15 protein-coding genes and 1 riboswitch are annotated in these 13,544 nt (G+C 37.7%); of the genes, 7 read left to right on the top strand and 8 right to left on the bottom strand.

Annotation, left to right across the window (positions count from 1 at the left end):
• Positions 1-31 precede the first annotated feature (31 nt).
• Positions 32-253 carry a DUF1128 domain-containing protein gene (locus MHI34_RS10755; RefSeq protein ID WP_036123318.1) on the top strand — a complete coding sequence of 74 codons (222 nt, stop codon included), beginning with the start codon at positions 32-34 and terminating at the stop codon, positions 251-253.
• Between the two features lie 54 nt (positions 254-307).
• Here MHI34_RS10755 and motB read toward each other — a convergent pair whose 3' ends face one another.
• The gene (gene motB / locus MHI34_RS10750) at positions 308-1,072 is read right to left on the bottom strand and encodes a flagellar motor protein MotB (RefSeq protein WP_036123321.1); all 765 of its coding nucleotides are present in this window, start codon (positions 1,070-1,072) and stop codon (positions 308-310) included.
• Positions 1,056-1,859: a flagellar motor stator protein MotA gene (gene motA / locus MHI34_RS10745; RefSeq protein ID WP_036123322.1), complete on the bottom strand. Its 804-nt coding sequence runs from the start codon at positions 1,857-1,859 to the stop codon at positions 1,056-1,058. Before motA ends, motB begins: the two co-directional genes overlap by 17 nt.
• Before the next feature lie 191 nt (positions 1,860-2,050).
• On the opposite strand from motA, the gene MHI34_RS10740 reads away from it, so the two are divergent.
• The 3 genes from MHI34_RS10740 (at position 2,051) to MHI34_RS10730 (ending at position 4,307) form a co-directional block, all read left to right on the top strand.
• A complete protein-coding gene (locus MHI34_RS10740) occupies positions 2,051-3,292 on the top strand; it encodes an aminopeptidase (protein WP_139149537.1) in 1,242 nt (413 codons plus the stop codon).
• Between the two features lie 140 nt (positions 3,293-3,432).
• Positions 3,433-3,567 carry a hypothetical protein gene (locus tag MHI34_RS10735; protein ID WP_255358791.1) on the top strand — a complete coding sequence of 45 codons (135 nt, stop codon included), beginning with the start codon at positions 3,433-3,435 and terminating at the stop codon, positions 3,565-3,567.
• Between the two features lie 179 nt (positions 3,568-3,746).
• Positions 3,747-4,307 carry a carbonic anhydrase gene (locus tag MHI34_RS10730; RefSeq protein ID WP_036123327.1) on the top strand — a complete coding sequence of 187 codons (561 nt, stop codon included), beginning with the start codon at positions 3,747-3,749 and terminating at the stop codon, positions 4,305-4,307.
• Positions 4,308-4,360: 53 nt separating this feature from the next.
• On the opposite strand, the gene MHI34_RS10725 is transcribed toward MHI34_RS10730, so the two are convergent.
• The gene (locus MHI34_RS10725) at positions 4,361-4,948 is read right to left on the bottom strand and encodes a GNAT family protein (RefSeq protein ID WP_051891670.1); all 588 of its coding nucleotides are present in this window, start codon (positions 4,946-4,948) and stop codon (positions 4,361-4,363) included.
• Between the two features lie 166 nt (positions 4,949-5,114).
• A complete protein-coding gene (locus MHI34_RS10720) occupies positions 5,115-5,939 on the bottom strand; it encodes a polyphosphate kinase (RefSeq protein WP_036123330.1) in 825 nt (274 codons plus the stop codon).
• 198 nt (positions 5,940-6,137) lie between these two features.
• Here MHI34_RS10720 and MHI34_RS10715 point away from each other — a divergent pair, with 198 nt between their 5' ends.
• On the top strand, positions 6,138-6,851 hold the full coding sequence (locus tag MHI34_RS10715) for a hypothetical protein (protein ID WP_036123333.1): 714 nt from the start codon (positions 6,138-6,140) through the stop codon (positions 6,849-6,851).
• A 33-nt stretch (positions 6,852-6,884) separates the two neighbouring features.
• Here MHI34_RS10715 and map read toward each other — a convergent pair whose 3' ends face one another.
• Positions 6,885-7,640: a type I methionyl aminopeptidase gene (gene map, locus MHI34_RS10710; RefSeq protein ID WP_036123336.1), complete on the bottom strand. Its 756-nt coding sequence runs from the start codon at positions 7,638-7,640 to the stop codon at positions 6,885-6,887.
• Positions 7,641-7,801: 161 nt separating this feature from the next.
• Positions 7,802-8,362: an energy-coupled thiamine transporter ThiT gene (gene thiT, locus MHI34_RS10705; protein WP_036123339.1), complete on the bottom strand. Its 561-nt coding sequence runs from the start codon at positions 8,360-8,362 to the stop codon at positions 7,802-7,804.
• 136 nt (positions 8,363-8,498) lie between these two features.
• Positions 8,499-8,606, bottom strand: a riboswitch (TPP riboswitch).
• A gap of 127 nt (positions 8,607-8,733) precedes the next feature.
• Here thiT and MHI34_RS10700 point away from each other — a divergent pair.
• Both MHI34_RS10700 and MHI34_RS10695 read left to right on the top strand, forming a co-directional pair.
• Complete coding sequence (locus MHI34_RS10700; protein ID WP_342504417.1) at positions 8,734-9,057, top strand: DUF4870 domain-containing protein; 324 nt, start codon at positions 8,734-8,736, stop codon at positions 9,055-9,057.
• 55 nt (positions 9,058-9,112) lie between these two features.
• The gene (locus MHI34_RS10695; protein WP_255358792.1) at positions 9,113-9,235 is read left to right on the top strand and encodes a hypothetical protein; all 123 of its coding nucleotides are present in this window, start codon (positions 9,113-9,115) and stop codon (positions 9,233-9,235) included.
• 41 nt (positions 9,236-9,276) lie between these two features.
• Here the strand turns inward: MHI34_RS10695 and MHI34_RS10690 are convergent, their stop codons facing one another.
• Together MHI34_RS10690 and MHI34_RS10685 are read right to left on the bottom strand one after the other, a co-directional pair.
• Positions 9,277-12,357, bottom strand: a complete 3,081-nt coding sequence (locus MHI34_RS10690; protein ID WP_342504416.1) for an SMC family ATPase — start codon at positions 12,355-12,357, stop codon at positions 9,277-9,279.
• Positions 12,354-13,511, bottom strand: coding sequence for an exonuclease SbcCD subunit D (locus MHI34_RS10685; protein ID WP_342504415.1), 1,158 nt, complete (start codon positions 13,509-13,511; stop codon positions 12,354-12,356). Before MHI34_RS10685 ends, MHI34_RS10690 begins: the two co-directional genes overlap by 4 nt.
• Positions 13,512-13,544: the final 33 nt, after the last annotated feature.

Here is a 13,544-nt window from a genome sequence, read left to right as displayed (position 1 = left end):
TGTGCGAGGATTATGAAAGGTAGGGTAAAAAATGGATTTATCAGTTCCGTCTAAGGAAAACGTAGTGTATATGGTGGATCAAATGAAGGACAAGCTACGCATGGTGAATGTTGATGCAATGAAATCAGAACATTTCGATGAAGCTAATTATGAAGATTTAGTGTATTTATATGAGATGGTGATGAAAAGAGAAACATTTAGCCCAAGTGAAATGCAAGCGATTGTTGCTGAATTGGGGTCTTTACGTAAGTAAAGTAAATAAAAGCTATTAGCATATGACGATTGGTCAGCCGCTAATAGCTTTTTATTATTGTGTATTTTTTGCTTCTGAACCATCTTCGGTAACCAATGGCTGAATAAGCACTTCTACACGTCGGTTCTGTGCACGACCTTCTGCTGTATCGTTTGGAGCAATCGCTCGGTTTTCACCATAGCCTTTCGCACTAAAGTTCTCAGACTTTAATTGTGAATTACTATCTAATAATACCATGTAAAAATTAGACGCACGCATTAATGATAACTCCAAGTTTGATGAGAAGTTAGGGCCAGCTGGCACATTATCTGTATGACCTGTAATAACAATATTACGAGGTGGATTAGACACTAATACATCCGCAAGCTCTTTTGCAATTGGAATATATTCTGGTTTAATCGTTGCTTTACCAGGATCAAATAAAATACTATCACGGATAGTTACAAGCAATCCCTCATCTGTCATTTCAGTTGCAAATTGACCTTCCATCTCATTAACTGCAATAAAGTTGTCGACACTATCTTTAATAGCTGCTAGCTCTTGTTGATCCTTTAAATAGGCCGAATTTTGCTGTGGCGTTTGGTCGCTATCTGCATTCGGGCTTGGTACTGGTGCAGGCTGCTCTAGAAAGCTTGTTCCACCGTCAAATACTTGACTAAATACCGCCGACATTCTCTCTAACTTTTCTTGATCAACTGAACTTGAGGCAAATAAAATAATAAACACAGCTAAGAGCAAAGTTAAAATATCTGCGTATGGAACTAACCAAGATTCATCAATATGTTCATCATGCTTTTTTTTCTTAGCTTTCTTTGCCAAGGCCACCCGCCCCGCTTTCACCAGAAATTTGACGACGTTCTTCCATCGTTAAGTATGATGATAGTTTCTGTTCAATTACACGTGGAGCCTCCCCTTCTAATACTGAAAGGATACCCTCAATCATCATTCTCTTTTGTTTTACTTCTAAAGCAGACTTACGCTTTAACTTGTTCGCAAATGGGTGCCATAAAACATAACCTGTAAAGATACCGAGTAATGTAGCCATGAAAGCAGCCGAAATAGCATGTCCAAGCTTTTCGATATCGTTCATATCAGCCAATGCGGCGATTAACCCTACTACTGCACCAAGAACCCCTAAAGTTGGTGCATATGTACCTGCTTGCGTAAAAATAGCAGACCCACTAGCATGACGCTCTTCCATTGCTTCCACTTCTTCCGTTAGTACATCACGGATGTAGTCAGCATTTTGACCATCAATTGCTAATGTAAGACCATTTTTTAAAAATGGATCTTCAATTTCAGAAGCCTTGCTTTCAAGTGCTAATAGTCCTTCACGACGAGCTAAGTCAGCCCATTGTGAAAACATTTTAATAATTTCTATATCATTCGCTAATTTCGTTTCTTTAAAAAGAATTTTAAATAGCTTCGGTACGCGCTTTAACTCTTGCATTGGAAAGGCAATTGTTACTGCTGAAATAGTACCAAAAATGATAATTAGAATGGCTGCAGGGTTATAAAATGCACTTAAGCTTACACCCTTCATCACCATCCCCGTTAATAGTGCTACTAAGGCAAGTATTAACCCTATAATCGACGATTTATCCATCCTAGAACCTCCAAATCTACTATTACTGTTATTTTCGTCTGTTTTTCCATATTTTAAATATATATATTCCTAGTATAAATGTATTTCACTTATTTTTCGATGTAATTAATGCTTTTTATTCACATTTCGACCATTTTTGATTATATTGAATTAAGAATATTACACTAAACTGTCTTATATCGAAAGGGGATATGAATTTGTTATTATCATTTAACACAAAATTACTAAAATATGCCGAATTAGCTGTGAAAGTAGGAGTAAATATCCAAAAAGGTCAGTATCTTTATATAAGCTGTTCGACTGATAACCTAAAATTGGCGCAAATAATTACCAAAATAGCTTATAAAAATGGTGCAAAACAGGTATTTGTCGATTTATCGGATGACGAGCTTGTACGTGCTCGTTATGAGGGAGCACCAAAAGACTCATTTGATTTCTTCCCGCCATGGAAAGTGCAAGAGCGTGAATGGTTGGTTGAACACGGAGCCGCTTTCTTAAGCATTAGCTCACAAAATCCAGATTTACTAAAAGGTATAGAGCGTGACAGAATCATGGCCTTCCAAAAAGCATCTGGTAAAGCATTAGCAAACTATTATCAATCGCTACAGTCTGATAAATTTAGTTGGTCAGTTATCGCTGCTCCATCTAAAGCCTGGGCAGCAAAAGTATTCCCTCACTTACAAGAGGAACAACAAATGGATGCATTATGGGAAGCCATCTTTGCAGCGACACGTATTGACGTTGAACATTCTATAGAAGCTTGGCATGCTCACGATCAGGAATTACATAGCAAAGCTGATTATTTAAATGGGAAGCAATATAAGTCGCTCCACTATACTGCTCCAGGCACTGACCTAACTATTGAGTTACCTACACATCATGTGTGGACAGGTGGCAGTAGTATTAATACACAGGGCCAAGCATTTATGGCCAATATGCCTACAGAAGAAATTTTTACAGCCCCTTTAAAAACAGGTGTTAATGGGTATGTTTCCAGTACTAAGCCATTAAGCTACGGAGGCAATATTATCGATCATTTCACTTTAACATTTAAGGATGGTCGTATCATTGACGTGAAGGCAGAGCAAGGACAAGAAATTTTAGCTTCCCTTATTGAAACAGATGAGGGTGCTCATTATCTTGGTGAAATAGCATTAGTTCCACATCAATCACCTATTTCACAATCTAATTTATTATTTTACAATACATTATTCGATGAAAATGCCTCGAATCATTTAGCCATTGGCAGTGCCTACGCATTTTGCATTGAGGGTGGTAAAGAAATGACTTCTGAGGAATTAAGTGCACATGGTCTTAACCAAAGCTTGACACATGTAGACTTTATGATTGGATCGGATAAGATGAATATAGATGGAATTACTCATGATGATCAAATAGACCCAATATTCCGCGATGGAAATTGGGCAATCTAAATAATCCATTCCTACTAATAGTATTCTAGGCTAAGTATGTTAAGGTTGTCATAAATTATCCTTAGATTTTCCTAGTAACCTATTGTATAATTGTTTTAGGGAAGTTTAGTAGATCATTTAAGTAGAGAGGAGCTCTAATAATGTTCATTACAACTGTTCTTGGCTTTTCAGCAGTTTTATTAATTTCAACGGGATTCTTCATCCACTACCTACAAGTTGGTTTAGATAGCAAGTCTTCAGTAACTGTAGATCCAAAGCCAAACGAAGAATATTAATGTATAAAAAAACAGCTACTGCAATGGTAGCTGTTTTTTTATCACTTACAAGTTATTTTCATCTATTAAAGCGTAGGAAACTGCTTCTTTATTGTAAAAATTATCTGAAAAAAGTCTTTATTGTTTGCATATTGAACGTTTTGCTCTAAAATATTTTTGTAAGGAAGGGAGCAATATTCATGACAATGTTACAAGATATTTTAGAGTTTAATAAAGAGTTTGTACAAGAAAAGAAATATGAACCATTCATCACTACAAAATATCCTGATAAACGTATTGTTGTTTTATCTTGTATGGATACTCGTCTTGTAGAGCTTTTACCAAAAGCTATGAATTTGCGGAATGGCGATGTAAAAATAGTGAAAAGTGCTGGCGCATTAGTGAGCCATCCTTTCGGTGCAGTTATGCGTAGTTTATTAGTGGCTGTCTATGGCCTACAAGCTGATGAAGTGTATGTCGTTGGACATTATGACTGCGGAATGAGTGCAGTTGACCCTGATGCTATGCTTAGTGAAATGGTGACAAGGGGTATTGATCCAGAAACAATCAAAATGTTGGAATATTCTGGTTTTGATTTAAAAGAATTTTTACGTGGTTTCGGTGACGTAGCAACAAGTGTTAAGAAAAGTGTCGATACGATTCGTAATCACCCATTAATGGTGAAAGACGTTCCTGTTCATGGTTTAATCATTGATCCGAATACAGGTCATCTTGATTTAATTGAAGACGGTAGCAAATAATAGCTAATAAAAAACAAGTGCCCATCTCTCGTGAAGGATAGGCACTTGTTTTTCTATTCATCCTCTAAACGCGCATACATATAGTGATCTACCCATCGGCCATTAATATACAGTAGCCTCCTTAGCAGACCCTCTTGTTGAAATCCAGCCTTCTCTAATACGCGCATAGAGGGGTTATTTTGTGTAGAGACATATGCCTCTACACGGTGTAAACCAATTTGATCGAATGCGAATCTCACCACCATATTTACAGCCTCTGTGACGATTCCCTTGCCTACATAGATTTCATCCATCGCATAGCCAACAAATGCACTTGAGTACGGTAAGCGTTTTACAGCATAAAGTGCAATATGCCCTATTAGATTATTTGTTCCATGCTCAAAAATACCAAAAGTAAATTCTCGTTTTGACTCCATTAAATAGAGACTCTCTTGAATTTTTTTATATTGAGCATCAACTGTATAATATTCAGGTTTTTGTAGTGGCTCGTATACAGACCAAAAGTATTTATTGCGGCTTACGAGACCCGATAAACTTCGTGCATCTTTTTCTTGGAATGTGCGGATGTAGCATTTTTCCCCCTTTATCGTTACCACATTCCCACCCTTTTTTCTTAATAAATTCCAAATTTTAAGCACCATTTCTCCACACTAGCCTTCCAATAAATATCAGTACATTTCTCATTCTCTGTTCACATTGGCTACAATCTAATGATTGTAAACCCTAGTTTTATTTCATTGTATGTAAAAAAAGATGCTGCTACAACTAAAACAGCTCATGTCTTATTGTTACAGCAGCACCATTTTATTATTTTGTTTTTTGTTCTTGCTTTTTCTCATTTATTATTTCTAAACTGGATGAATCAGCATCCTCTAGCTGTCCATTAGCTAATACATTTGTTAGATGAAGACCACGTTTTTGAGCCTCACGTTCAATATGTGCAATTGTTTCTTGAAGCACCTGAACACGCGCATGTTTTTTATCGTCTCCAGCAACTAAAATCCATGGAGCATCCTTTTTATCTGTCTTGTCAAACATTGCATTCGCCGCTTCAATATATTGTGGTGATTTTTCTCGATTCCGCCAATCCTCGTCTGTTAGCTTCCAAGATTTATAAGGGTTTTCTTCACGTTCTTTAAAGCGTTTTAATTGCTCTTCATCTGAAACATGTAGCCAGAACTTAATAATTATGTAATCTCCCGCAGTTAAAATTTTCTCGAAATTATTAATTTCTTCATACGCACGAGACCATTCATCCTTTGTTGCAAAGCCTTCGATACGCTCTACTAGTACACGTCCATACCATGAGCGGTCGAAAATAGCGATTTGTCCATGCTGCGGTAATTTTCTCCAGAATCTTTGTAAATAGTTATAGCGTAATTCATGTGGCTGTGGAGCTGAGATAGGGTGTACCACATAACCGCGCGGATCTACACGTTCAATCAATCGTTTGATCGCGCCACCTTTACCAGCAGCATCCATTCCTTCAAATACTAAGATTAAACCTATTTTGTTTTTTAGTAAAAACTGCTGTGCATTTAACATTTCATATTGGAGTACTTTTAATTTCTTTTTATACATCTTTTTATCTAGTTCAATGGATAGGTCTAGGTTTTTCAAATTTTGTGCCATGAAACTTCACTCCTTTTGGTTGGATATTCTTATTGTACTAAAGAAATATATGGATGCCTATTGAGATGGTAAATTGTAGATATTACGAGCAAAACAACACGATACATTGTTGAAAGTTTCCGTTATAATAAAAATAGTGACAGCACTATACTTATTTGTCTTTTCCCTATAAAATCTAACACGAAGGGAGAGGAAAACATGCCTCGGTTTATCTTGATGACAATTTCTTATCTTGTCTCACTCATCCTAACCTTTTCATCCTTTTTCGTGAATATCAACGGTCAATCTATGCTAGAAATCGCTAATCGCTTTTCTGTAGTATTTGCACCAGTTAGTGTAAGTCATGTAATTTGGATTCTTATTTATTTTTTACTCGGTTATTGGTTAGTTATGAATATCAAAAAGACAACTATGAAACAGTCTGCGCTTTTTAGCTGCATAAATATATTGCAAGCATTGATGATATACGTATGGCATCATGAGTTATTTATTGTTTCACTTGGCATTACATTACTCTTAGTCTTGTATTTATTTATGTTGTATAATACGTACCCTCTTCATGACAAAGCAATGTCGGGTCGTATTCCTTTCTCCATTTATTTTGCATGGATGACATTTATTTTTATTACGAATATCAGTTTTACGTTAACGGCTTATGGTTGGAACGGCTTTGGTCTTAGTACGCCTCTTTGGGCAGTAATTTTGCTGACATTAGGTGGAGCACTTGCGCTACATATCCGTTTCCATCACTTTGATATTTTGTTTCCTAGTGTTTTTATTTGGGCTTATATAGGAATCGCCTTACATAATGGTTTTGATGAGCTACTTGTCACTACCGCCGCCTTCTTTTTATGTGGTGTTCTCTTTGTTGGTATTTTATTTATTAAAAAAAATCCTGCCTACCAAAAATAAATTGGTAAGCAGGATTTTTCATTTCATTGCATTCTATTCTTCGTCTAATGATGTTAGGATAATCGGTTTATCTTTTGTTACAATGACTGAATGTTCAATTTGAGCTACAAGTGATTTATCAGGTGTAATGAATGTCCAACCATCACCAGCTTCTACAATATGCTCTGCCTTCGCTGAGATAAACGGCTCAACCGCAAGCACCATACCTTCTTTCATAATTGTAGAATCCCATGCATCATAGTAATTTAAAATGTGATTCGGCTCATCATGTAAAGATTGACCTAAGCCATGACCAGTTAAATTCATAATAACAGTTAAGCCATTAGCATTCGCCTCACGTTCAACTGCCTTACCAATTTGATTTAATTTAGACCCAGCCTTTACCTTTGTCATTGCTCGATCAAAGGCGCTTTTGGCAACGCGACATAGCTTTTCTTTGTCCTCATAGCCATCACCAACCACAAATGAAATACCAGTGTCAGCAAAGTAGCCATTTAATGAACCAGAAACATCGATATTTACAATATCCCCTTCTTGAATAACACGTTTTCCGGGGATACCATGCGCCACTTCTTCATTGACACTAATACATGTATACCCTGGGAAATCATATTCTCCCTTTGGACCAGATATCGCGCCAGCCTCTGCAAACATACGGCCAGCAATTTCATCTAGCTCCAATGTTGTAACACCTGGTTTTGTGGCAGCTTTCATCGCTTCACGAATTTCAGCACAAATGCGTCCTATTTTTTTAAAAGCTTCAATCTCTTCTTGCGTTTTTACAATCATGTATAACGTCCCTTTCATCTAATATCTATACTTTAATATAACATAACTTGTTATGCGTATAACGATAAACGCTTTAAATATTGTATGCTTCCTTACTTTGCGAAGTGCGCAAAGAGTTATTTGCGACAAAAAAGCCCCTTCACAAATGTGAGGGGCATGTTTTATGCTTTTCTTTGCATTAATTGTGGAGCAGCTGTGAATAAAAGAACGCCTACAATTGCCGTTAAAATAGTTGCTGGTAGCATATATGTACCATTATAGATGATGGAATAGATCCATGCATTTTGATCGCCAGCATATTCTGCAAAAAATACAGCGCCAGCCGTCGTGTGGGCTGCATATCGTAAAAAGCCCGCAAGTACCGTACCTAATATAATGTAAAGTGCCATTTTTGTTTTGTTGGCATTTTTGGCAGCCGCCAACACGGGTCCACGCACAACCGCCGCTAATCCTACAACTGTGAAAGCAACACCATAATCAAGGAATCCTTGTAGCCAGTGCACAATCGTAGCACCAAACATGGTTTGCATTACACCTACGAGTAATCCAGTTGTTAGCCCAGCTACTAAGCCCCAGCGAAATGCTATTAACATAATAGGTACCATGACTAGACTAACAGAGCCACCTTGTGCCCATACTTTAAAGGAAACCTGATCAAGCACAAGACCGATTGCTGCAAATATCGCAATCTCCACAAGCATTAATAGTCTTTTTTTGTCCATATATATTCTCTCCTTTGTTCCGATGTAGGATACAAGAGCAGGAATAGAAATGCGCTGATATGTCTCTTTCTGACACCTTTTTATTCCCTCAAGAATGAAAAAACGATGCCAGGACAGAGCCTCACATCGTACTAGTGTCGGTTTCTATCCACATCCCTACGCAAGCGTTAACTTACAGGTTCAAAGAGTCAAGGCATTACGTGCCCAGTCTCAGCTGACATCATCAGCTCCCCTTGTGGTCGTTACATCTGAATTTATTTGAACATTCTCATTGTACGCAAAGGATAGAAGGATTACAACCTCTTCCATATATTATTTTTTTGAAACTTTGCTGTTTTTCATGCGTAAATATTAAAAAAGGAGGTACAACTATGGAGAACCAAAAAATTTTATCTGCCTTTAGTTATTTAAGTATTTTCTTCGCCCCTTTTATCGTCCCATTAATTGTGTACATTATTACGAAAGATAGTGACGTAAAAAGACATTCAATTCGTGCACTTATCTCTCATTTAATTCCTTTTGTTTTCGGCATTCTGTTCTTTATTGTCTTTGTTTTTTCTACATTTAATTTGGATCCAACGTCCGGCAATAATACGATGTTGATTATTTGGTTCGTTTCGTTTGCCATTTATGCCATCATCTCACTAGGAATTGTAATATGGAATATTATTCAAGCTGTTCGTGTTATTCGTTAATGTTTCATTTTTAAGCGAAACAGGTAGTAGTAATTGTAAAAGGAGCTGTTTTTGAATGAAAGTATCAAATGTTGTGAAAACCGCCGTAAAATTAGCACCTATTGTTATTCCTATCGTGAAAAAAGTAATGGCTGCAAAAAAAGGGACAACGCCTACAGCCACCCCTCGAAAAAAATAAACAGCAGGCGTATTCCCTTGTTTTGGAAATACGCCTTTTATTTATTTCACTTCAAAGTGGGTTTGACTATGTCCATTCAATGTTTTTTCTACATGTAAGACCGCTGGCATCGCTGATTTTAATTCAGGCACATGAGAAATCACGCCAATCATACGACCAGAATCCTGTAAAGCAATTAATGTATCAATTGCTTTATTCAAAGATTCCTCATCAAGCGAGCCAAAGCCCTCATCAATAAACATGGTTTCAATATGAATATTCCCTTGGAAGCTTTGAATGACATCTGCCATTCCTAAAGCAAGACTTAAGGAAGCATTAAATTTTTCGCCACCGGATAATGTTTTCACATCACGTAATTGATCCGTATAGGCATCATATACATCAAGCCCAAGCCCACTTTGCTTCGCATGCTTTTCTAGTCTATCAGAACGTCTAAGCTCAAATTGACCATTTGATAAGTGATAAAGACGAATATTAGCGGCATCGGTAATTTGGTCTAAGTAATTAATTTGAATGTATCGCTCAAAGGACAGCTTTTTCGAATTTTGTCCGTTTAATAATCCATAGAGTTCCTTTACTCGACTAGCTTCTTGTTCAAGTAACTGAAGCTCTCTCGCTGTTTCTTCCACTTTTTTTATAAAGCCCTGGCATGCTTGTGCAAAACCATTCATCTGTTGCAAACGTTTAAATGCTTCCTCATACGCTGTACGAAGTTGTTCTACTTTTGCTTCCATCATCACTAAATCTTGCTTCTCTTTCCCTTGAAGATACATAGCCCCTTCAGTTATTTGGATTTTCAGGGTGTGTACCTGTAAAGCATAGTCACTGCATACTTTGCGAAGTGCCTCCAATTGGCTCGCACTCCGTTTGGCAGCTGCGTATTCCTCATAGCTGTCAAAGCCGATTTCCTGCATGCTTGCTGAAAATTGCTGCCGCTTTTCATTCATTTTGAGTTGTAATTCCTCAAAAGATTGTTTGGCGATTTCTACAGTTAGTTTTGCATTACTTGTCTCTTCTTTTACGACATGCAAATTTTCTTGACTCTCTTGCCATGTTTTTTGCAAATCCATTTTCTGTTTACTAACATCCGTAAGTTGTTGCTTTAATTGCTGTAATGTTGGTAAATTGGCTGGCATCTGCTTGAGCTGTTCTTCTACAACCGCTTGTAATCTTGTCCATTCTTTCATGTGCTCAGCTAAATATTGCTCTAATTCCATCTGTTTATTTCTAAGCTGCTCTATTCTATCACGTTGATGCTTTAGCTTTAATCGCATATCTGCTAGTTGATGATGGACAACTTTTAAGCTCGCAATCTCTTGCTCCGTCTTGTGTAAAGTAGCGATGAGCTGTGCTTGGTCTTCTTGTTTAATATGCTGTGCTTCTAGCTGCTGATATGTATCTTGAAGAAGCTGTTGCGTAGATGACAAAAGTGCTGCCTTCTCTAGATACATACGCTCGTCTGAAGAAGCCTTCACTCTTAACGTTTCCACTTGAGCAAGTTCAATAACTTCCAGTTGCTCTTTATGTGTTTTCTCGTGAGTCATACTGCCACAAACAGGGCAAGGCTCCCCTTCCTTTAGCTGTTCCGCTAAAATACTAGCCTGACTTGTCAGCCACCGTTGCTGCAATAATAGAAGGGCCTTTTTACTTTCTTGATAGTGAATGTCTGAGGCAGCTACGTCCTGCTGTGCTAACTCTACGGCACTTTTATATTTCTCAGCTTGTTTGACTAAAGCTACCTGTTCACGTAGTTTCGGTAACTGTTCTAAGTAGCTTTCATATGGCTCAACCTGTTTTTCATAGCCTTCCATCGTTTGAGAAAATTGCTGCAATTGCTCTTGTTCTTTTTCCAATAACGTCAGGTTATCAGCCACCGCCATTTTTGCTGTTTCAACATACTGCTCAGCTATTTGCAGCTGCTGCACGTTGTTTTCATAGGCCTCGCATTTAGGCAATGACGCTAATAATTGCAATTCCTGCTGCAAAATTTGTTGACGCTCAGGCTCTTTCGCCTCTTCTACCCTATATTTTTCTTGGGCTCGCTGCAGTTGCTCTTCTGTTTGCTGATGCTTAACTTGTGCTTGCTGAAAAGCTTGTTCCTTTACATTAAGTTCAGCACGTAAATCAATGCATTGTTGTTCAAGTAGCACAAGTCGCTCTGCTTGTTCTGCTAAAACAATCTCCTGCTCCTTCGCGCTATATGAGTCCTGCTCTTGTAACAGCATTTGTAGTCGCTGCTGTCGATTCGCTTGCTCATCAAATTGCTCATTCAGTGTTTTAGCTAATCGATAATATTCTTGTTCTTTTTGATGAAGGCTATAAGCTTCTTCATATTGTAGCTGTTCATCCTCAATACATTTTGTATAGTATATAATCTCCTCATCAAGTGCCTGCTTTAGTTGATGTAAATTTTCCGTTTTGTCAGCAATTAATGTGAATAACGCTGATGAACGTTGTGGTAAGACACCGTCAATTTGACCAAGTAAATGTTCTTTTAATTGTTTGGCACGTTGTAGATCACTCTCTGCCTCTTTTCGTTTAGCATCAAGCTTTTTCGTCATGACACCAAAGCGGTCTGTTTTAAAGATTTTCCGCAAAATAACTTCTTTGTTTGTAGAATCTGAGGTTAATAGCTTGCGAAATTCACCTTGAGGTAGCATCACAATTTGGCTAAATTGATCTTTTGTGAGACCTATTATTTCCTGCAATTTTTTATCGACTTCAAGCGTTTGCTGCTTCTCTACAATGCTATAATCAAGCTTTCCCTCTTTTACTTCAGCTAACTCTATTTTCTTCCCAGTAATCGTTTTATTTTTTTCTTTAATATGACCGGGCTGTCGTATTATTTGATAGACCCTTCCATGCATTTCAAACATGAGCTCTACAGCTGTATAAATATCATCATGAGCAAAGCCACTTCGCAGTAAAGCCGTATCCTGACGATCCTCACCACTGCCTGATCCGTAAAGGGCATAACAAATGGCATCAAAAATGGTTGTTTTTCCAGCACCGGTTTTACCAGAAATAGCAAACAATCGATGTTCCCCTAGTTCTTGAAAATCAATTACTTCAGTGTCTTTATAGGGACCAAATGCAGTAATCGTTAACTTTAATGGCTTCATTTTACTGTCTCTCGCTCCTCATCTAATAATTCCTGTAACATCTCTGTGAAAAGGCGTTCCGTATCTTCATCTGGCTGAATACCGATAATATCGGTAAAGAAAGAACGGAATAAATCAATATCCTCTAGTTTTTCCGTTTCTACAACTTGTAGCTCACGCGACACCTCTTGTCGTAATACCTTACGTTCCACATGCATAGCGTGCGGAAACACACTGCGAATGCGTTCCATCGGCGAAGACACCGAAGTTGTATCCGTCAATCTGACAAATACATAATCATCACTTGGTGTGAGCTTTAATAAATCCTCTAATTGACCTTCTACTACTTGTAAATCTCTTCTTGGCACAAGCTTTCTTTTAGTTACTGTGCTATTACCATGCTCATCTAAATCAATGATTAAAAAGCCTTTTTCATGTAAATGCTCAGATAACGAATATTTTAATGGAGAGCCTGCATAGCGAATGGTTTCATTTAAGACAAAATGTGCCTTATGTAGATGCCCAAGTGCTGTATAATGAAAGGGTTTAAATAAAGCTGCACTCACACAATCTGAGCCTCCTATGGAAAGCGGTCGCTCTGAATCACTTGTATTCGCTTCTTCCTCACCATACTTCGTTACAAAAGCATGTCCAACAAAAACATGACGTTTGCTTGAATCCATGTCTGGCGTGATATACTCAATTATTTTTTGCATGGCATCTTGATGAGAGCGGATTGCCTCTTCTTCAAAGATGCTGCGAATAGAAGCCGGCTCTGCATACGGTACAAGATGGAAATGCACTTCGCCATGCTCATCATTCAAAACAATAGGTGCATGATTTTTTGTAAATTGACCCTTGATATATAAACCGCTATCACTCATTAAACGACTACCGAAATTCAGTCGACCTGCACTATCATGATTTCCCGCCACCGCTAAAACAGGAATCTTCTTCTCTAATACAATTTTTGCTACTACATCATTTAGTAAATTGACTGCCTCTATAGGAGGCATCGAACGGTCATATAGATCACCTGCTATGACAATTACATCTGGTTTTTCCTCATCTATCGCTTGTATAAATTGTTCGAGAATATACTGTTGATCTTCTGTCATATAGACACCTTGAACAAGTTTTCCTAAGTGCCAATCTGCTGTATGAAATATTTTCATTGTTGTACCTCCTAGTCTTCTTTCTATTTTAGC

It is taken from the genome of Lysinibacillus sp. FSL L8-0126 (assembly GCF_038630385.1).
Lineage (GTDB): Bacteria > Bacillota > Bacilli > Bacillales_A > Planococcaceae > Lysinibacillus > Lysinibacillus fusiformis_D.
Note: the sequence above shows the minus strand (reverse complement) of the source record. Positions and strands in the feature narration are given on the sequence as shown.